The sequence below is a fragment of the Natrialba taiwanensis DSM 12281 genome (assembly GCF_000337595.1).
In the GTDB taxonomy this organism is placed as follows: Archaea; Halobacteriota; Halobacteria; order Halobacteriales; family Natrialbaceae; genus Natrialba; species Natrialba taiwanensis.
Genome location: NZ_AOIL01000009.1, coordinates 247,110 through 267,826, shown reverse-complemented (window position 1 = coordinate 267,826; position 20,717 = coordinate 247,110). Strand labels below are relative to the sequence as shown.

The following is a 20,717-nucleotide window of genomic DNA, read 5'->3' as shown; positions in this document are numbered from 1 at the left end:
ATGGTCGACCTTCCATACGAATCACTGCTTGGCGTCTCGTACGGCCTTCTGGCGGGCACCGCTTCCGCCGTCCTGTTCGGCCTGATTGCAGCAGGCGTCGGTCTCGCTCGAGACCGATCGGTACCCGCCGCGACCGGACTCCTCGCGGCCCCGATCGCGGCTGCGATCGTCGTCTTCGGTGGGGTTCACGGCTCCGGTCCCGTCCTCGCACAGGCGATTCGACTCGCGTTTGTCGGCGTCATCGCCGGCGTGCTCGGCGTCTTTGCGACGAGCCAGGGCGCGCAGATCGCAACTGCACTCCCGCAGGACCGCACGTTTCCCATCGTCCGCGGGCAGGCGCTGTCCGCCGACGCGATCGACGCCGTCGACGCGATGGGGCAAGTCACAATTCGGCCGACTGGCGCGATCCGCGAGTTCGACGGCTATCCACCGCTTTCACCCGCTCTCCGGACCGCCCTCGAAAACGGTGCCTGGCGATTCCCCGCCGACCTTCAACTCGCCGAACTCGAGGACCGTCTCGAGCGCCGCCTCCGAACGGACCACGGACTCGCCACCGTTCGCGTCGCCATCGATGGCCGCGGGCGAGCGACGATCGCTGCCGCCCCACCATCCAAAGGCGTCGCGACGACCCTCGACGACGGTTTCCGGGCGGTAACGGTAACCGGGCTGCTGCCGACCGGTCTCGAACCGGGTGATCGCGTTCTCATTAGCGGCGACGAAACGACAGTCGAGGGAACGGCCCTCGCTATCGACGACGAAACCCAGGACGCGACCGATCACGAGTTCGTCGCGCCTGCCGCCGACACGCAGCGAGCGGCCATCGGTACCGACGGCGGCGACCGCCGGCTGACCGTCGCCGTCGAGACGGCCGCCGCCGACGCGCTCCTCGAGTCGACCCGCCATCGGATCGCGGTGCAGCCGAGCGACGACGCCACACACAATCACGCACTCGAGGCCGCAACGATCCTCGACGACGCCGGGCAGCCGATCACCGTCCGCGAGACCGCGCTCGCTGAACTCGATCCGGCGACGACGATCGGCGTGCGAACGGCTGGAGACTGGCACTGGCAACACAGCGCCGATGATCCGGTTCCCCAGGGTGCAGACCGGGCGTTTGTGGCAGGCTCGCCCCGGTCCGATTGTGAGGAGAGACCGTCACGATCGCAGTCCAACTCACAACCACAGCGACAGTCCACATCACAATCACAACCACAGCCACAACCCAAGGTGACCCGATGATCGACCCCGAACTCGTCGTCTCCCTCGCACGGGAGGCAGCGGTCGGATTCGTCGGAACGGCGTTGCTCGCGGCGACCGCCGGGCTGCTCGTGGCGGGGGGCTACCGCTGGCTGTCGACACGATCGCCGCCGTCCGGTATTCCGGCGCTCCTCGGCCTCACGGCGGTTGCTGGCGTTCTCTCTAGCGGTGCTCTCGCATCCGGTGCGTTTCTCGGAGCCGTTCCGTTCGACCATCGTCTCAGCGCCGGCTACCTGCTCGGAACGATGCTTCTGGGGGGTATCGCTGCGACGGCCGGCGGTCGCCTCGGCGACAGAATTGCCTGTCAGGTCGCCGACCTCGAGCGGATCGATGCGAACGGCGAAGCCGCGGCTGCCGTCCGCTCCGCTCGGCTCGCCGTCGAAATCACGCTGCCGGAACCGATCGCAACGGCAACCGGATACCAGGCAGTCGACCCGGCCGTCCACAGAGCGCTTTCAGGCGCGACGATCAGGCTCCCACACGGACTGACACCGACAGCACGCCGTGAACGCCTCGAACGACACATCGAACGCGATTACGACGTCGGCTATGCGGCCGTGACGCTCGCCGACGACGGTACCGTTGACCGCGTTCTCGTCGGCCGGCAGTCCACCGGACTCGGATCGATGGTCCCCCGCGGAGCCGTCGCCATCGCGATTCGAGCCGATCCCTCTCCGGATGCCAGCCTCGGCGATCCCGTCGCAATCTGGTCGACGGACGGCCACACTGAACCCGAACTCGTCGCGACCGGCACGCTTCGAACGATGACTCGCTCTATCGCGACCGTCATCGTCGACGCGGCCCTCGCCGCCGAACTTCCAGCCGACGACCACTACCGGCTGCTTACCTACCCGGACGAACCGACCGACGGCTACGAGTTCGCCTCGACGCTACGAACCGTCGAGGAAACCGTCACGACGCTCTCGATCGACTCCGACGGCCCGCTCGTCGGCGAGTTCGCCGGCTGGCTTCCCGGACGCGTTCTCGTCATCGAGCGCGGCAACGACCGCTTGCCGCTCCCGGCGGACAACGAGACGCTCGAATCCGAAGATGAACTCTGGGTGCTTGCCTCACCGTCGGACCTGACTGCGTTTGATCCAACACCAACTGACGACTGTCCCCCTCCACGGTCGAGCATTTAAATCGGAACGCGAAATAGCATCGCCATGGTTACGGTCGACGCGAGAGCCGACAGAACGAACGGGGTGACGACAGTCCGAGTCGTCCTCACGAACACGCATTCGACACCACAGACAGTCAGACTCGAACACCGCCTCGACGGACCGATCTGGCCGCCCCGGCCCAACGGCGTCGCCGACCCTCGGTGGACTGGCGACTGCTGGGAAACGACGATCCGGCCCGACCGAAGCGAGGGACTCGGCTTTGCGAGTCCAGCCACCCCAACCGACCCCCTCGTAACCGTCGTCTCGAGTACCCGCTCCACGGACGACCGCATCCGGTCACCCGAAACAGTACTCGCAGGTCTCGATACATGGTGTCCGCCGAGCGATATTCTCGAACGCACTCCCAACACCAATCCCAATCCTACTCCAGACCCATGATCGTCGCCGTCGCCGGCGGCAAAGGTGGCGTCGGCAAATCCACGACCGCACTGAATCTCGCCCGCGAACTCGATGCCGTCGTCGTCGACGCCGATCTCACGACTGCCGACCTCCCGCCAGGGACCGGTCCCGACCTCCACGATGTCCTCGCCGGTCGCGTCGACCCAACCGCGGCCATCGAGACGATCGGACCAGTGACGATCCTCCCCTGTGGGCGCACCCTCGCCGGGGCTCGCGCCGCCGCGCGTGAACTCGAGAATCTGGATGCGATCCTCGAACGCATCGAACGGAAGTGGGGAACGGTCGTTGTCGACTGTCCGGCCGGCCTCGCTCGCGATGTCGGGATCGAACTTCGGAGTGCCGATCTGACGATCCTCGTTACGACACCGTCCAAATCAGCACTGGTCGACGCGTTTCGAACGGCGTCCCTCGCCGATTCCCTCCAGACACCGATTGCTACACTCGTCCTCAACAAGGCCGATCGGGATGCTCACAGCGAAATCGCCGACAGAATCAGCCGAACGCTCGGTGTCGAGGTCACAATTATTGCCACCCAACAGGCGGTCGCCGACGCACAGGTGCGCTGGCTCCCGGTCCGCGATCACGCCGCCGACGCACAGGCCGTCGACGCCTATCACTCGGTTGCCGACCGACTCGAACGGACTGCAGACCGACTCTCCGACCGAGCCACAACCGTCTGAAAAACTGCTTGTTTCTTCTCAGTGCCGCCGCATCACGACCACCGCAAGGACGATCGCAGCCAGCGCGACAACCCCGCCAAAGCCAGGCGAGCCGTCGTCGGATGCCGCCGCCGTACTCTCAACCACCGTCTCGAGTTCGTCGTCGGCCGATGCGATCGTGACTGTGACCTCTCCCTGCTGGTCGAACGCTGGCGTGAACTCGAGCGTCTCCGAACCGCCGCTGTCGAGTGTCACCGACTGCGTGTCGACGAGTTCACCATCGACGAGCAAGTCGAGATCTTGCGTGTCCGGTGCCCCGCCGGTATTCGTTACCGTCACGGATACCGAACCGTTCTCTCCGTTCGTCACCGTCTCGGGCGCATCGAGTTCGTCGAGTGTGAACTCGGCGGGTGCGATGATGGCTACCGTGCCCGTCGCATCGTCGCTGTGGTGGTCGACGACGTGAGTCGCGGTCCCCTGCTCGTCGTGGGCGTACGTGATCGTCTCCGTTGATTCACCTGCACCGATTTCGACCGTTTTCGTCGTTCCGACAGCTCCGTTCACGCGGAGTTCGACCGTGTCCACAACCGGGTGCGACGCCGTGTTGTTGAACTCGAGTTCGATATCGTAGTCGCTGCCCTGTGCTGTTTCATCTGGAAGGGAAATCGACTCGAGCGTTATTGCTTCGGGAGCGACGATGGAGAGGTCTCCGACTGGTTCACCATCGACCGCAACCGTTCCGTTTCGCTGTGCCGTCCACTGGATCGATTCGGTCGTCTCACTATCGGCATCGACGTGAACTGTCTCTGTGGCGACTGTTTCGCCGTCGACCGTGACCGTCGCCGTTTCTGAACCAGGTCCGCCAGTGTTCTCGTAGGTGACAGTTGCATCGACGGTGGTTCCCTCGACGGCCGCTTCCGTGTCGAATTCAGCGTCACTGAACTCGATGTTCGGCGGTTCGAGGACTTCTACTGTCACCGTATCACTTTCGCCAGCGACGGTTGCAGTCAATTCTGTCTGGCCGACAGAGTTCGCCTCGAGCGTTCCATCAGAGACGGAAGCGACGGCTGTTTCAGAGTCGTAGTCGGCGACTTCGGATGCAGTGACAGTCGAGCCATCGTCCAGTATGAGTTCAACGGTCACGCTGGTCGTTTCTCCCTCGCCAATTGAGGACTGTGAGACACGAAGATCGACATCTTGAACCTGCCACTGGAGGACTGGATACTCGTCCGTCGCAGTCCAGAAGTTGTCGAAGTCGAGATCCATATTCGTTCTGGCATCTGCACCGGTCATTTCTTCTTTAGATAGCCCTGTTCCGACATCATCTCCCTCACCAGTTCCGTCGTAATTCGTGGGTTTTTCGTAATAGAAATCGGATACAACAGCATCCAGCCGTTGATGTCCGTCGGATTCTAGGCCGTATACTACCCCTGTCTTACTAGGATTTCCATCGATAGTATTTACTACATAGCCATCACTGATCGGTCCGGCGAGCGCTCCAATCACTCCACCAGTCCGTTCTTCGCCGGAGACATCCCCAGTGGCATACGACTGAATAATATCGTCACCATTCTTCTTCCATCCAACAAGACTGCCAACACTATCAGTACCTTCGACATTACCAGTTGTATATGATTCAACTATCGTTTGCTCATTATTATCACCAACTAAACCTCCAACATTTTCTTCTCCCTTCACGTCAACATCTGCCATTGAACGTTTAATTATCGCCCCTTCGTCGCCACGCGCAACGAGTCCGCCAACCCAGAGATCCTCTCCTTCGACTGTTCCTGTTACAGACACATCTTGGATGGTTCCGAGATTATCTCCTGCTAAACCTGCAATTCGGCGTTCAGTACCATACACTTCAACATCTTCTAAGTGGACATTCTCTACAGTACCTGTGACCACTCCAAATGGCGCAATAAAGTGTTCACCGGGCCTATCAATAACCAGTCCGGAGATCGTATGTCCCTGACCGTTGAACGAGCCACTAAAGGGAGCCTGTGATCGATCTCCAAAATCCCCATCTCCTACAGGTTTGAACCCTGTACCGCTATTCCATGAATCTGTATCACGAGCATTGATATCGTTCCCAAGTATATAGTGTCCCTCAAGATCTTGATTTATCGATTGTAGTTCTTCAACAGTCGTAATGACGTACGGTTCTTCTTCTGTCCCACTTCCATCTAATTCTCTAATATCTACCCCTTCATCTGCAACTGCTGTCCCAGCAATACCAATAACAGATATCGCTAGAGAGGCTACAAGAACTCTTCCTAATGCTTGTAATGTTGATTCTTTCACGCCGTATCATTCTAACCACATATATAATAATATTTCTATGTTGGGATTATGTACAGAGTATGTACGAATATGTATGAACTAATGTTAAGAATATATCTATATGTTTTCTTTCTTATTCTCGAAAACTCATTCGACTACTAATAATTCATTGTTTGGCTCTTCATCAGCCCAGCTAGTCCCTGATGGTGGTTGTATCTCAAATTCAATAGTTCCAGTATCTTGATCCGGTGGAAGCCGAAGATTTTCATCGGCAAAGGTAAATTTCACTTTATTAGAGTCTTCTCCCGTGCTATCAACCATCGTGCCGTCCATTTGTGCATCGCCTGCAGTTGCGATTATTGTTGTATCTGTAACGTCATTCCCATCTTTATCAACAACAGAAATAGTAAAATCGTTCCCATCATCGTTATTACCGAGATTTATAACATCATCTTCAAACTCTACATCTACTTCTGTATCTCCTTCAAACGTATCAATACCACCTAGTATCTGCAGCATTATCCCTAGCGATACAACACCGATAACGAGCGCGATCACGAGCCGAATCGGTAGTCCCTCGATCGCGCGATCGTCATCTGCAAACGAACGACGATCACCCGACGAGACCGAGTTCAGCTGTGGGCGGCGTTTCGAGCCCATACCCCTGTTGGCTCGTGATCTGTCTTAAAGTTTTACTATACGAAGAATGCAACTTAAATAGGAGGGTAAAACTTCAAGTATGAGAGCGAGCGAACGCTCGCTATGAGTTTCGTTATCGGTCGCGGTGCAAACGCTGAGACCGACCAGACGGGCCATCTTGGGCGGTATCGAGCGCTCGATGGAAGCGAGGGGGCGACACTGCACGTCGATCTCGATGGGCCACACGCAATGTTGATCGTCGGGAAACGCGGCTACGGGAAGTCGTTCACGCTGGGTGTCGTTGCGGAGGAACTCGCCCGGGTGCAAGGCGTTGCACCTGTTATCGTCGATCCGATGGGCGTCTTTTCGACGCTCGCTGAATCCGCTGATGGTGAGGACGTTCCCGTGGATATCGTTGCAAAGCCGGCGGTGACAGCGGATGTTCTCGATCCCCGGTCTTGGTGTTCGCTGCTCGGGCTGTCCCCCGAAAGCGGTGCCGGGGGGCTCGTCTGGCAGGCGGCCCAGGAGACGGCGTCACTGGCGGCTATGCAACACCACATCGAGACGGCTGACGCACCGAAGACCGACAGACGGGCGGCGACGAATCATCTCGCGCTCGCGGACTCGTGGGACGTGTTCGACCCCAACGGGCTCGGTGCGGCTGAACTCGCAAGCGCTGCGGTCACAATTCTCGATGTTTCCGGGCTGGATTCGGCTCCGATGAACGCGATCTGCCGCGGCGTTGCCGAGGCGCTCTACCGCGCCCGAATCGACGAGGCGATCGATCGGTTGCCGTGGCTCATGATCGACGAGGCGCACACGTTCTTCGACGGCGTCGCAGAGTCGGCGTTGCACACGATTCTCACCCGTGGGCGCGCCCCCGGTGTCAGCCTCGTCCTCGCAACGCAGCGCCCGAGTTCAGTGACGGAGACCGCGATTTCTCAGTCCGATATCCTGCTCTCCCATCGGCTGACGGCCGAGGCGGATCTGGACGCCTTGAACGCGGCCCAGCCGACGTATATGAACGAATCACTTGCTGATCGGCTGCCGACCGATCCCGGGCAGGTGGTCGTCATCGATGATGCGACGGAGACGATTCATGCGGCGCAGGTCCGGCTTCGGGATACGCCACATGGCGGCGGGAGTCCGCGGGCGCGAGACGTTGTCGCTGCCACTGCGGGTGAGCGCGAGTGATCGCTATGCAGGGACAGTTGTGGGTGTCATCGAGGTCGAGGTTGTGGTCGCGGTCGTTGTCGCGGTCGGGGTTGGCCGTGAGTGTCTGGGTCTGGCTGCGGTTGTGGCTGCAGGCGGTGGGACAGCGCGAGTCTCAGAGACAGTTGCGACCGGCCAGTCCCAGTGAGGTGCAGCGATGACCGACCGGGACCGACTCGAACAGCGACTGGCGGCAGTCGAACGCGTCGTCGTCGACGGCGACGTTGCACTCGATGAGTTGGCGGAACTGGCTTCGTTGGCCGACACCGTTTCGACCCTGGAAACGCGGCTTTCGGAGCACGAACGTCGACTTGCAGAACTCGAGGGGGCCGTGCAGTCGATCGAGGGGTACGTCGGCAACGTCGAGGCGGTCAACGACGAGGTCGAGCGACAGTCGGCGACCGCAGTTGCGACGGTCGATCGGCTCGAACGCCGCGTCGAGGCGCTCGAAGTTGAACTCGACGATCTCGAGGGTGGGCTCCTTGCGGGCGAGGACTCGGCTGTCGATACGGCGGGATCCGTGGCCGGCGACGAGACGGAAACCAGCGGCGAGACAGGGTCCGAGAATCGAGCAGGAGAGGGCGAGGGTCAGGGGTTCGATACCGCTGCCGATGGTGATGGTGGTGGTGATGCTGGCGATGGTGGCGAAAGTGGGAACCAACTCGTCGGAGAATCGCCTCCCGGGTCGCCAGAACGATCAGCAGCCGCGGTTCTCGGCGACGGGAAGCGGTCGCTCGTCGACGACGGTATTGATCGACCGGCGTCATCTGCGAACCAGACCGCAGTCGAACTGGCAGTTGGTGAGGAGACCGATCGGCGTGAGAACCGCGGGAACGCTACGACGGGGACTGCTGATGGTACCACCGGTACTGCTGATACCGCGACCGTTGAGACGGCTGCTGAGTCTGGTACTGCTGCGGCGACTGATACTGCTACTCGCCCGAATTCCGTGACCGACGACTCCCCCGATGACGATCCTAACGGAGACGATACTACCGGGCTGGTCGACTCGATCCGGTCGCGACTCTCATGATTCGATACGTCCTTGCCGTCTTGCTCGCCGTGTCGCTACTCGCGCTCGGGGGTCTGGCGCTCGCCGAGAGTTCAACGGCGGCGACCGAACGGGAGGTACGGACGGCGATGTCGGATATCGAGGCTGCGGCGATCGATCTCGCTGCGAACGAGGAGGTTTCGCCTGCCGGCCATCCTGATCCGCAGCGGGTCGTCGAGGTGTCGATTCCCGAGCGGTCACTGCTGACGACGGGCGTCTCACACGTCGAGATCGAACCGGTTGAGGAGGACGTCGACGCGAGTATGGCCCGGTATGTGCTGGACGACGGGACAACAAATCAGGAGGTTCTCGACGTGCGGCTCGTCGCTCGGAATCGGACGGCGTCGCGAATGACATTCGACGGGGCCGGAACCCACCGGTTACGTCTCCGTCTCGTTTCCGACGAGCAGGGTGATCCACTCGTCGTCACGGAGCGGGTTTAAATCGGAAGCCGAGTCCAGCGTGGGGTATGTCATCTGATTCGTCCGGCGGTTCGGTCGAGACCCTGCTCGCGGGGCTCGGCCTCGACGGACTGTACGGCGGCGAGTCGACCGGGAGTCACTGCGACTGTGAACTCGAGTTCGACGATAGAACGCTGGTGGTCGAGGCCTCGGCCTGCAACGGCAATCTCGCGGCGTCGCCCGCCTGCCGGCACTCCGTCGTTGAGCGCTTGGCGACCCGCGAAGCGTCTTCGATCGTCGTCCACACGGACGGATTGAAACACCGGTACGATCGGGAAGAGACTGCGTTTCTCGGTGCCGCAGGCCGTTTCGTCGAACTGCTCGGCGACCGCGACGATGAACTCGCGCGGGCGGTTGCCCGGGACCCGATCGAGGGAGCGGCAGGTCTCGAGACGCGGGTCGACGAGATCGGCGACGTGGCGATCGAATCCGGTCTGCTAGACGCCGTCGCCGACGCTTCCGACTATACCGACGTGTTCTCGCCGCGTCTCGGACTGGCGGTCGCGTACTATTACGTCGATCAATCGATCCCGGAGACCGCTCGTCTCGACGACGTTCGCGAACTCGAAACCGGAAGTACGGCGCGTGTTTACGACCGTGCGGAGCGAGTGCCGCTGTACTCGCTCGACGCGTTGGATCTGTCGTTGTCGCCGGGGGAACGCGAGCTGGTCGTCGACGGGTACGAGGCGATCGCGGAGGGGTGGGTCGAAGGGGACCGTGCCGCGTCGCGGGCGATCGAGTTCGTCTCAGACGAGCCGGTCGATCCGACGTTGACGGCGGTGTTGGAGAAGCATACCGACGGCTACGGCGTGCTGGAGGATCTGTTCGCAGACCCGGCGGTGACGGATGTCTACGTCACGTCGCCGGTCACGGCGAATCCGCTCCGGATCGAGTTCGATGGGGTCGCGATGGAGACGAACGTGCACCTCACCGAAACGGGGGCGAAGGCGCTCGCCTCGCGGGTCAGGCGGACGAGCGGCCGAGCGTTCTCGCGTGCGAAGCCGACGATCGACGCGACGGCGTCGTTGGCGAACGATCGTGGACTGCGAATTGCGGGGGTGACGGATCCGGTTGCGGACGGGATCGGCTTCGCCTTCCGCGAGCAGTCCGACGACCGGTTCACGTTGCCGGGTCTCGTGGCCAACGGGACGATGCCGGCTCCGGTCGCGGGTTTTCTCTCGACCGCAATCGAGCGGAACGCAGCGGCGCTGATCGCGGGCACCCGCGGGTCGGGCAAGACGACGCTGCTCGGAACGCTGCTCTACGAGGTGACGCCGGATACCCGGACGGTGATTATCGAAGACACGCCGGAACTCCCGGTTAGCCCGCTACAGACGGTCGGCCGAGATGTGCAGGCGCTTCGGACCGGGACCGGAGACGGGCCGGAGATCACGCCGTCCGATGCGTTACACACGGCGCTCCGACTCGGCGACGGCGCGCTGGTCGTCGGCGAGATCCGCGGCGAGGAGGCGCAGGTTCTCTACGAAGCCATGCGCGTCGGTGCGAACGCAAACGCCGTTTTGGGAACGATCCACGGCGACGGCGCGACCGAGGTCTACGAACGCGTCGTCTCCGACCTGAAGGTCGAACCTTCGTCGTTCAGCGCGACCGACCTGGTCGTTACGGTCGACGCCTATCGCACGCCGACCGGACGCAGTCGTCGCGTCGCCCGCATCGAGGAGGTCTGTGGTACCGGGGAGGATCTCTGGTTCGAACCGCTCTACGAACTCGACGGGGACACAGCAGCACCGACTGGCCGCATCGATCGCGGTGAGAGCCGGTTCGTCAATGCGATTGCCGGCCCGACGGAGGCCTACGCCGACGTGCGCGCGGCTATCGCCGACCGGACGGCGTTACTCTCGACGCTCGCCACGGACGGGCGCGTCTCGCCGGCCGAAGTCGCAGCGGCGTACGCTGACCGGAGGTGACAGTCGTGGCACGCTCGAATCGGGCCCGCTTCCCGGCCCTCGCCATTCGCGGCCTCGCCCGGCTGTACCCCTACGATGTCGATGCAAGTGCCGCACTCGTCGATTCGGTCCGGTTCATCGACGCCCCCTACGACGCCGCGACGATCGTTCGGGCCGGCTACGGGGCGGGACTGCTCGGTGCGTTGGTACCACTCCCGCTGGTGCTCGCCGACGTTCCGATCCCCTTCATCGCGGTGTTCGTCATTACCGCCGCGCTCGCGGCGATCCACGGTGTCCACTCCTGGCCGCACCTGGTAGCAGCGTTCCGGCGAACGGAAGCGCTCGGCGATACACCGAACCTCATCGGCCGGGCCGTCTTGCGCATGCAGATCCAGCCGTCGCTCGAGAACTCGATCCGGTTCGCCGCCGACACGGGGACCGGGCCGCTCGCCAGGAGTCTCGAGGCGCACTTCAACCGCTCGAAAGGGACGCCCCACGCCGGCCTGCTCTCGTTCGCCGAGGAGTGGTCGGCGCACTTCCCTGCGCTCCGCCGGTCGTCGACGCTCCTGGCGACGGCACAGGACGCCCCCGAGGGCGAACGCGGCCGCACGCTCGACCGTGCGCTATCCGCGATTCTCGACGGCACGCGGAGCCAGATGGCCGAGTTCACCTCGGCGATTCGGGCACCGACGACGATGCTCTTTGCGTTCGGCATCCTGCTTCCGCTGGCGCTGATCGCCCTCGTTCCGGTCGCACCGATGGCCGGCATCAACCTCAATATCTGGATGTTCGTACTCCTCTATACGATCGTATTGCCGCTCGGATTGCTCGGCGCGTCGCTGTGGCTGCTCGTCCGGCGGCCGGTCGCGTTTCCGCCGCCGACGATCGATCGGGGCCATCCCGATCTTCCGGATCGGCTCTGGTTGCGCACCGGTTGGGGGGTGGCCGTTGGCGGGGTCATCTACGCGCTCGTCGGGGCGTTCGGCCCGGCGTATCTCGCCGAAGTCGTCGGACTCGGGACCGGTCTCGGAACGGCGCTGCTCGCCGTGTACAGTCCCGTTCTCTCGCTTCGAAATCACGTCCGGGCGGTCGAAGAACACCTGACCGACGCTCTGTACATCGTCGGCCGCCAGGTCGCCGAGGGCGAATCCGTCGAGTCCGCGATCGACCTCGCGGCCGACCGCGTTCCCGCCGAGACCGGCGCGGTGTTCGATCACGCCGCCGGCGTCCAGCGTCGCCTCCACACCAGCGTCGAGGAGGCGTTTCTCGGCCCCTACGGCGCACTTCGCGATATTCCGAGCCAGCGCGCACACAGCATGGCCGCCCTCCTCGCCATCGCCGGCGACGAGGGCAAACCCGCCGGCCGCGCCATCGTCTCGATGGCCGACCACCTCGAAGAACTCGAGACGGTCGAAGCCGAGACGAAACGCGAACTCGTGCGCGTCACGAGCACGCTTGACAACACCGCGGCGTACTTCGGCCCGATGGTCGGCGGGGCGACGGTCGGGATGGCGGATATGCTCACCGCCCAGAACTTCGATACCGTCGACGGCTTCGCCGACGCGAGTACGCTGCCGATCGAACAGCTCGGCGTCGTCGTCGCCGTCTACCTGATCCTGCTCGCGTTCATCATGACGCCGCTCTCGTACGCCCTTCGGTACGGCATGGACCGGTCGCTGTTCGGCTATCACGTCGGTCGAACGCTGCTCTCGTCGATGCTGTTGTTCGTCCTGACCGTCGCCCTGATCGACGTCGTCCTCGTCAGCCCGATGTAGCGGGTGCCGGACCTCAACCGACGATTCCGTTCTCCGTTTCACGTCTCGGCCCCACCGCTCCGCGACTGTAGTTTAAATACGAAGCCGAAACAGACGCGGTATGGATCTGGACGCGCCGGCTGACGCGTGGTACGTCTACGTCGCAGTCGCAATCGTCAGCGTCGCGCTTGCGGGGCTCGCACTGGGCGTCTCGACCGGCCCACCGCCCGACGCCGAGCGAGCGGCGACCACGATCGAGGGCGCAACGACCAGCGAGTATCCCGCACGTGCCACTGCCGAGCACGACGCCGAGACCGTCACGATCGACCGCAGGACGATCACGATGGAAAACGACCACGGCACCTCTCACGCGAGCGTCGACTACGGCGTCGTCGTCCCCGTCCGCGGCAACGAACGCCTGGAGAATCTGTCTGCCGGGGCCGCGTTCAAAGACGAGTACGCTGAGGCGCTTGCAGACGGGGACAGACACGCGTTCGACGAATTTCAGCAGGATGTCGAATCGGCGTTCGACGAGAACTCCGGGCGGCCGATCCGAGCCGACGGCGACCTTCGCGCCCGCCAGGTCACGGTCGACGCTGCCGTCGACGAACTCGACCCCGTCGAGGAGCAACTGACGATCGAGGTGACCGAAGACTGGGAGCCGATACTCAGCACCGTTCCCGATCAGATCTGGGATCCGGAACCCTACATCGGCGCGATGCAGGTTACATACACCGGACCCGAAGACAGACGGGCGACCGTCCATATGGACGGGGAGTATCGCCTGTCCGATATCCTCCCCGATGCCGTTCCCACTCCGGCGGTTCCCGACCCGGAACCGCTCGACGAAACAGCAGAGCTAGCTGCCACCGACCACGGCAGCGCGAGTACCGTTATCAGGCCACGATCGGACGGTCAGATTGACATCTCCCTTCCGAGGGATTTCGGCCGTCTCAGATCGTCCCAACCGGCTCGCGATCCCATCGAGTTCACCGTCGAGGCGACCGATCCGAGCGGTGACCTGCCGTCGGCGACGGGGTCCGGCGAACTCGAGTACGCGGACGGATCTGTCGAGTGGACGAACGAGGTCGAACGCGACATGGAGTTCGACCACGAGCACCCGGCGATCGGCCGCAACGACGGAGGGAACTACTATGTTACGCTCGTCGCGGTCTAAGGAGAGAGCCCAGACCGAACCGATCGCCGCGATCGTTGCGGTCTCGGTGGTCGTCATCGGGATCGGCCTCTACGCGATTTCCATGCAGGCTGTGCTCCCCGGAACCAGCCAGTCGGCGACGGCCGACCGGACGATCGACCGCGTGTGGGACGACATCGAGGAGGGCGGCGTGTTCTACGCTCACCACGATGCCACCCCGCTTTCGGATCGCGTTACGTCCGCGGCGCTTCCGGCCGGCGCAACGGTTGCGGTCGAGGTGACCGCGGTCGATGGCGACCGCGAACGAGCGGTCGCGACGGGCGCGTTTCCGACCGGATTTCCCGACGAGACCGACCGCGCGGATGTCGCTGCACTCGAACGTTACGTCGAATCGGAGGGCGTTCCAGACGAGGCGTCCGTCGCAACCCAGTCGATCCCGGTCGCCGTCGAAAACGAGGCCGACGTTCGCGCCGGCACGCTTCGGGTGAGCGTCTGGTGAGCCGAACTCGCGATCCTCCCGCTGAACTCGCGGGCGGCCGGAGCCGCGACCGGGCTATTTCGACGGTGATGGACGTTGCGCTGGCGCTGTTGATCATCAGCGCCTGCGTGGTGATGATCGGGGTCTATCTCCACAGTGACGACGACTCCGTCGACGGGACGCGCGCCGATCGAGCCTCCCAGACGCTCTCCGGGTCGACGATCACGATCACCTACGATATGACGGCCGAGAACGAGTCGGGTCACGCACCGGTCGACAGTGACAACTTCGAGGTCCCGGACGGACTCGATCCTGACGAGAGTCCAGAGTTGTATCGGGTGACGACCTACAACTCGGCCAGTGCGCTGGTAGCTGAGTCGGCGCTCGTCGGCGTCGAATACGACGGGCAACAGCCACTCGCATACGCAGACGATGTCGAATCGTCGGTCGATGCGGCTATCCGCGGCCAACTGGTCGGGAGTGACGATTCGATCTACGTCGTGGCGACGTGGGAACCCTACGCGAACAGTTCGATCAGCGGCACTGCAACTGCCGGAGACCGCCCGCCACGGACGGCAGATGTCTCGAGTACGTCCGTCACGGTATCGACGAGGATGGCCGGTGCCGACCAGGATGACTACGAGGCACTCGCGAGTTCATTTTACGATGCGCGAGCAGCGGGGTCGGCGGGGGTCGACGGTACGGCCGACACGCTCGCGGAACTGATCGTCGAGGCGATGTTTCCGGTCGCGGAGACCCAGTACGCACTCGAATCGACGCGGACCGAGAACGCGGTGACGGTGTATGACTATCGACAACTGGCGCTTGCGTTCGGCGGAGACGATCTCAAGGCGGCTGTTGACGAGGAAATCACCGGCGTCAACCCCGACGCTAGCGCTGCAAACGAACAGCTTGCGGCCGGCGTGGCCGATCCGATTGCCGAGGATATGCGCGACGATCCGATTCGCGATGAACTCGATCGGCTCTTTGCGGCCCACCCCGACGAAGACGAGTTCACAACCGCAGCAGTACCGTATCTCGAGGAGTACGTCTCGATCGAAACAGTCGACCTGACCGTTCACGTTACTGATCAATGACCAGCCGATCCCGTAATCGACGAACCGTATCGATCGCAGACGACGACCGGGCACGGATCCCCTTCGCGATGATCGCAGTCCTGTTGCTCGTCTCGAGTATCGCCATCGTCGCCACCCTCGAGCAGCGTTCGGACCCGGTGATCGAGCAGGATGTCGAGGTCGTCATGGATCGAAGCGAGACGGCGGCCCAGTCCGAGCTTCGATCGGCGGCGATCGACGCTAGCCACAACGTAGTGAGCGCGCCGCTGATCAACGCAAGTAACGCGGACACTGATATTACAGCAATCGGTCCGAACAACGATCAGCCGGTCAATCTCGAGAACTACCTCAAACTCCGCATCTATCTCGAGGCACACGATCGACTTCCCGCCGCGGGGCAGCGGGTCGGCTCCGAGACCGCCTCGACGGTGTCGATTCCACCGGTCACCGCGGACGGCGAGGACGGCGTCTCGCCGGACGAAGCGATCAACGCCGTCGACTTGACGATCGGCGACGACTCTGCAACCGCACTCGAAGCCGGCCTGCTCGAAGTGACGCTTCACGATGTGGAGGTCGACGCCGAAACCGGCGGACGAAACCTTCCAGCCGAAACCAGAGACCTCTCGGTAACCGTCGGCTCACCGGTCATGCAACTGAACGAGCGGACATCGACGTACGAGAGCCGACTCAACGAGGGCTTTCTCGATGCCGGGATCGATACTGAACTCGAGAGTCTCGGCCAGCACATGGCCGCTCGTCTGTATCCGTTCGCCTATTTCAAATCCGGCTGGGATCGGATGCACAAGACGGCGTCACCGGAGAGTCACGATTTCGGCCGGGTGCTCGAGCCGGGACATACGGAAGTTCTCACGAACCACGCGATTTTCGCCATTCAGGAGGACGTTTTCGGAACCCGAGACCCGTACGCACAACGGACGTTACGGCCAGGATACGTCTGCATGGCATACCAGATGGGCGAGTCGATGAGCGGGGACGGTGACGATTCGGGCGAGAGTGGGGACAGTAGCATCATCGATACCGACGAGTTCGGCATGGGCGAGGTTACGAACGAAACTCGGGACAACGAGAGCATCGATATCGAAACCCAACTCTGTGACGGCGGTGCGGTCCAGCAGTGGCTCTTCGGGGATCAGGCAACCGGTGAACTCCCCGACATGCCGCCGCTCTCGGAACTGATTCAGGAGGGACTCGGCGAGATGGACGTGATGAACGAGGCCGAGGAGATTCCAATCGCCGACCTGTCGGAGGCATCCTATCGGTACTACCAGTATCAGGTACTCCACGATAAGACGATGGATGTTACTGAGTTCTTCGAAGACCGCACGGACGCAGTCGTCGATCAGGTTCCGGACGAATACCGGGACGATGTCGAAGAGACCGTCGATCAGGCGGGTACACCCGATATCGAGAACGATGGTCGAAGCATTCAACGACTCATGGAAGAACTCTACGAGATCGACATCGACACGAGCGATGGGAACGCGAGGCTCTCCGGGCGCACGCCGTCAGCGGGTCCACCACCGACGACCAATCACTCGCTCGAGACGTTCTCCGTCGATATTTCCGAGGTACGCGACAGCGACGCGACCCACGAGGCGTTTCCACATCCCGATGGGACGTCGGCCTCGAGTGACCGGACGATTCACGAACTCGACGTAGACGCCGAACTCGAACTCGACGCCATCGAGATGTGGATACACGATGACCCAGCCAACGCGAGCGAGTACGGCGAACGACGATCGGTCACGAGAACCGAAACGGCGAACGTTTCGGCCCGTCTCGGGCTTTCGATCGAGGGCCAGTACGACTTCCGGGAGGAGGGGCTTTACGACGACACGTTCGTTATTCAGGAAGAACCGGCTCTCGAGAGCGATTATCTACATCTTCAGCTGCCTGCACGCGACTCCAATACGAGTTCGACCCAGTCTCAGTCTCAATCTCAATCTCAATCTAGGTCCCAGTCCGAAAACGGGACCGGCACGGCCGGTGGCGCTAGCGCCCTCCAATCGACGGGGTCGCTCAGCAATGAGACGATGTTCAACGCGGCGCTCATCGATTCCGTTCTCGACGTGACGGACGGTGTCAGCTACTACGGCTCGGTCGAGCGCGACCTCGAGCAAAACGTCGATGCACTCCAGTCTCGGACCACCGATTTTGGCAGTGATTCCGGGACGACGAAGACCGGTGCGATCGAGTCCGCATTCGAGGAGGCCGTTATCGACGACGAGTTCGACGAGACCTACGAACTCGACGAGTTGGTCGCTGTGACCGAACAATATGGGTTAGAGACGGATCTCTCCGACGAACTCAATCGCACACACACCGAGTTCAGCACGTGGATCGAGGACGAGGAGAACGCGTACACTGTTGACCGAACCGAGTTGTTGGATACGGACGCCAATCCGGTGTCCGGTGCGATCGATCACGTCAAAGCGGTCGAAGACGAGTTCGTCTACCGGAACCTCTCTGCGTCGGGGCCGAACGACTCGTTCGAGACGCCGGAGGAATTCCTCACGGCGCAGGTGCGCAAGGCGTATTTCGATCGGCTCTACTCGTATCTCGATGTGGTTGCTGCCCAGTACGAAGGGCGAGTCGGCGATATCGAGGACGAAGTCGACGAGATGGGTGAGCCGGCGGTCGGCGTTGGCGATGATCTGCTCGGGTTCGTACAGGACGTGTTGAACGCCGATGTCGAGTACAATCCCGAATCGATCGAGGGCTCGCCGGTGCTCGATGACGCCCAGTACGAAGTCGCGGGGTCGCCGACGTATCTAACCCACGAGAACATCTCCGGAACGCAGGATCCGGCCGTTCGGCCGGCGAATGCGACGATCACCGATGTCGACGCCGAAACTGAACACGCGCCACTGACGATTCAAAGTATGAACCGGAACCGGTGGCCGGGACTGCCGGTGATCCCCACGCCGCCATCGATGTGGTTGCTGCAGGCCAACACCTGGAATACGACGATCCGGGGCGAGTACGCCCGATTCGAGGTCGGTGCCACAATTAGTGATCCAGGCGAGACCGGGCGATTGACTTACGTTCGCGAGCACCGACCGATCACAGTCGAACTCCACGACGGCACTGAACTCGAACTTGGAACGAACGAACCGATCGAGTTCGAGAGTACGACCGAGGTAATCGTCGTGATGCCGGGGGGAGTCGTCTCGAGCGGTGGTATTCCGGCAGTTGCGGATACGGACCCGGAACATGACGGACAAACCGTGTGTTCGCCGACCTGGGATCAGACTGGTCCGGGATTCGATCCCGCCGAGGCGGAGACGACGATCGAACGAGAGTGTGCGTATCCCTCCGCTACCGGTGGGTAGTCTTCAGGGACTGGGGACTGGTTGTCTGTCGTGGTGGGCGGAAGCATCTCTCATCACTCGATCAGGGTTCAGGGCTGAGGTCTCGCCCTTGCGTCGTTCACGCCCTTTCGTCCACGGGGTAGAGCCGAGCGGCTCCGACCGCGACGGCCGAGATGCCGGTGAACGCGGCCGCGGTGGCGAAGACGGCGTGGACCTCGAACGCGCCTGCAACGGGGCTGAGAACCACCGGTGAGAGGAACTGCCCGACGTAGCCGAACATCGCGATGTAGGAGCTGTACTGCCCTTTTCTGTCGGCGGGGGCGAGTTCTTCGACCCAGAGTAACACGGTGGGGAATGCGAGTCCTTGGCCCAGTCCGAAGAGAACGACCGGTACTGCGGCGACGAGGCGGCTGTCCGCGACTGCCGCGACGGTGAACCCCGCTGTCCACAACGCGAGCGCGGCGAGTGTCAGCTGTCGGTAGTCGAACCGCCGCTTCACGCGGTCGTAGAAATAAGCGCTCCCCCCGCCGGCGAGGCCGAGTGCCGCTAGGTAGAGACTGATCGTCAGCGATGACTCGACGCCGAACGTCGCGAGCAGGCCGGGGTAGTAGACCGTGTACGCATACAACAGGAGATTCGCGACGAAGTAGAGACCGTAGACTAACAGCAGAAGCGGCGTTGCGGCGAATACTGCAAGTAGACCGGCGAGGCCACCGTCCTCAACGTCGCCGCCGCGTCCGCCGAGGGCGGTCTCGGGGACTGTAACGAGCGCGAGAAGACCAAGCGGAAGTGCGATCGCGTACACCCCGAACGGAGCGTGCCACGACAGCGACCCGAGCGCGCCGCCTACAAGGGGCCAGATCGCGGCACCGAGGCTGTTGGCGCTCCCGCGTAGCCCCATCGCGCGGTCCTTGCGGTCACCTTCGAAGAGGTTGTAGATAAGCACCGTCACGCCGGTGTAGACGAACGCGACGCCGATACCGAGAACTGCCCGCGAGGCGAGCAACAGCGGGAACGACTCGACGACCAACCCCGCAGCGCCGGCGACGGCGTAGACGAAGAGGCCGGCGATGTACGGCCGACGCGGCCCGACGCGGTCGATAATTGAACCCGCAAACGGGCTGGTAAGGACGATGAACAGCCCGTGGGTCGTGATGATGAGCCCCGCCTGCGACTGAGGGACGCGCAGCCCGGATTGGATCTGGTTGATGACCGGTCCGAGGATGGCACCGGCCATCACCGTCAGCGTGGCCGACGCGATGACGACCCACAGCGCCACCCCCGGCCGCCGGAGCGAGTTCGTGGCGGCGGTGTTAACGGGCTTGGTCATCGATCGTCCTCCGACTCGGCGCCGAGATTTCGGGCTACAGTCCGCAGGCCGGTGACAAGCGCGTCGACCTCCGCGTCGTCGAGGTCCTGGGTGATTTCGGCCTCGACGCTGTCCTTGATCGCCCGGACATCGTCGCGTAACGCCTCGGCTGCAGGGGTGAGAAACAGCCGCTTGCGACGCCCGTCATCCGGGTCCGGACGTCGCTCGACGTATCCTTTCTCTTCGAGTCGGTCGGTGACGCGGGCGACGACCGACTTGTCGAGGTGGTGGCGCGCTACCAGATCGGTCTGGGTCAGTCCCTCTTCATCGTACAGTGCAAACAGGATGCGATACTCGCCGTGCCCGAGCCCGTGCTCGGAGAGCCGATCCTGAATCCGGCTGCTTAGCGCGCGGCCTGCCAGCGAGACGTGCCACGCGAGTTCGTCGTGAGTCACACCCGAAGATAGTTGCTGGCGCAACTTAATTGAGACGACTTCGGGTCGCGCCCGGTCGGCTCGTCGCTTCCGACTCGACGCGGCGCTGATGACTGACCCCTC

At 62.6% G+C, this 20,717-nt stretch carries 17 protein-coding genes; 13 read left to right on the top strand and 4 right to left on the bottom strand.

Features of this window, described 5'->3' with window-relative positions:
* From C484_RS02070 to C484_RS02055, 4 genes are read left to right on the top strand one after another with little or no spacing between them, the layout of a single operon-like run.
* Nucleotides 1–1,239, top strand: coding sequence for a hypothetical protein (locus C484_RS02070; RefSeq protein ID WP_006824323.1), 1,239 nt, complete (start codon nt 1–3; stop codon nt 1,237–1,239).
* The gene (locus tag C484_RS02065; protein WP_006824322.1) at nt 1,236–2,399 is read left to right on the top strand and encodes a hypothetical protein; all 1,164 of its coding nucleotides are present in this window, start codon (nt 1,236–1,238) and stop codon (nt 2,397–2,399) included. Before C484_RS02070 ends, C484_RS02065 begins: the two co-directional genes overlap by 4 nt.
* Before the next feature lie 24 nt (nt 2,400–2,423).
* The gene (locus tag C484_RS02060; RefSeq protein ID WP_006824321.1) at nt 2,424–2,819 is read left to right on the top strand and encodes a DUF7857 domain-containing protein; all 396 of its coding nucleotides are present in this window, start codon (nt 2,424–2,426) and stop codon (nt 2,817–2,819) included.
* Nucleotides 2,816–3,520, top strand: coding sequence for a MinD/ParA family ATP-binding protein (locus tag C484_RS02055; protein WP_006824320.1), 705 nt, complete (start codon nt 2,816–2,818; stop codon nt 3,518–3,520). The genes C484_RS02060 and C484_RS02055 overlap by 4 nt, the downstream gene beginning before the upstream one ends.
* A gap of 18 nt (nt 3,521–3,538) precedes the next feature.
* Here C484_RS02055 and C484_RS24125 read toward each other — a convergent pair whose 3' ends face one another.
* Both C484_RS24125 and C484_RS21940 read right to left on the bottom strand, forming a co-directional pair.
* The gene (locus C484_RS24125; protein WP_239640903.1) at nt 3,539–5,806 is read right to left on the bottom strand and encodes a CARDB domain-containing protein; all 2,268 of its coding nucleotides are present in this window, start codon (nt 5,804–5,806) and stop codon (nt 3,539–3,541) included.
* A gap of 126 nt (nt 5,807–5,932) precedes the next feature.
* Complete coding sequence (locus C484_RS21940) at nt 5,933–6,445, bottom strand: DUF7382 domain-containing protein (RefSeq protein ID WP_083867267.1); 513 nt, start codon at nt 6,443–6,445, stop codon at nt 5,933–5,935.
* Between the two features lie 102 nt (nt 6,446–6,547).
* Between C484_RS21940 and C484_RS02040 the strand changes: the two genes are divergently transcribed.
* The 9 genes from C484_RS02040 to C484_RS02000 all read left to right on the top strand — a co-directional run bounded on the left by C484_RS02040 (nt 6,548) and on the right by C484_RS02000 (nt 18,872).
* Nucleotides 6,548–7,618 (top strand): ATP-binding protein, encoded by a 1,071-nt coding sequence (locus tag C484_RS02040; protein ID WP_006824317.1) that lies wholly within the window; start codon nt 6,548–6,550, stop codon nt 7,616–7,618.
* Between the two features lie 175 nt (nt 7,619–7,793).
* Entirely contained in the window at nt 7,794–8,669 is an 876-nt protein-coding gene (locus C484_RS02035) for a DUF7310 family coiled-coil domain-containing protein (protein WP_006824316.1), read from the top strand.
* Nucleotides 8,666–9,130 (top strand): DUF7311 family protein, encoded by a 465-nt coding sequence (locus C484_RS02030; protein ID WP_006824315.1) that lies wholly within the window; start codon nt 8,666–8,668, stop codon nt 9,128–9,130. The genes C484_RS02035 and C484_RS02030 overlap by 4 nt, the downstream gene beginning before the upstream one ends.
* Nucleotides 9,131–9,156: 26 nt before the next feature.
* Nucleotides 9,157–11,076, top strand: a complete 1,920-nt coding sequence (locus tag C484_RS02025) for an ATPase, T2SS/T4P/T4SS family (RefSeq protein WP_006824314.1) — start codon at nt 9,157–9,159, stop codon at nt 11,074–11,076.
* On the top strand, nt 11,073–12,830 hold the full coding sequence (locus C484_RS02020; protein WP_006824313.1) for a hypothetical protein: 1,758 nt from the start codon (nt 11,073–11,075) through the stop codon (nt 12,828–12,830). The genes C484_RS02025 and C484_RS02020 overlap by 4 nt, the downstream gene beginning before the upstream one ends.
* A 100-nt stretch (nt 12,831–12,930) precedes the next feature.
* Nucleotides 12,931–13,986 (top strand): DUF7283 family protein, encoded by a 1,056-nt coding sequence (locus tag C484_RS02015; RefSeq protein WP_006824312.1) that lies wholly within the window; start codon nt 12,931–12,933, stop codon nt 13,984–13,986.
* Nucleotides 13,964–14,464, top strand: coding sequence for a DUF7285 family protein (locus C484_RS02010; protein ID WP_006824311.1), 501 nt, complete (start codon nt 13,964–13,966; stop codon nt 14,462–14,464). The genes C484_RS02015 and C484_RS02010 overlap by 23 nt, the downstream gene beginning before the upstream one ends.
* Nucleotides 14,461–15,540 carry a DUF7284 family protein gene (locus tag C484_RS02005; protein ID WP_006824310.1) on the top strand — a complete coding sequence of 360 codons (1,080 nt, stop codon included), beginning with the start codon at nt 14,461–14,463 and terminating at the stop codon, nt 15,538–15,540. Before C484_RS02010 ends, C484_RS02005 begins: the two co-directional genes overlap by 4 nt.
* The gene (locus C484_RS02000; protein ID WP_006824309.1) at nt 15,537–18,872 is read left to right on the top strand and encodes a DUF7286 family protein; all 3,336 of its coding nucleotides are present in this window, start codon (nt 15,537–15,539) and stop codon (nt 18,870–18,872) included. The genes C484_RS02005 and C484_RS02000 overlap by 4 nt, the downstream gene beginning before the upstream one ends.
* Before the next feature lie 97 nt (nt 18,873–18,969).
* Here the strand turns inward: C484_RS02000 and C484_RS01995 are convergent, their stop codons facing one another.
* Together C484_RS01995 and C484_RS01990 are read right to left on the bottom strand one after the other, a co-directional pair.
* Nucleotides 18,970–20,181 carry an MFS transporter gene (locus C484_RS01995; protein WP_006824308.1) on the bottom strand — a complete coding sequence of 404 codons (1,212 nt, stop codon included), beginning with the start codon at nt 20,179–20,181 and terminating at the stop codon, nt 18,970–18,972.
* Nucleotides 20,178–20,615 carry a MarR family winged helix-turn-helix transcriptional regulator gene (locus tag C484_RS01990; RefSeq protein WP_006824307.1) on the bottom strand — a complete coding sequence of 146 codons (438 nt, stop codon included), beginning with the start codon at nt 20,613–20,615 and terminating at the stop codon, nt 20,178–20,180. Before C484_RS01990 ends, C484_RS01995 begins: the two co-directional genes overlap by 4 nt.
* Nucleotides 20,616–20,717 lie beyond the last annotated feature (102 nt).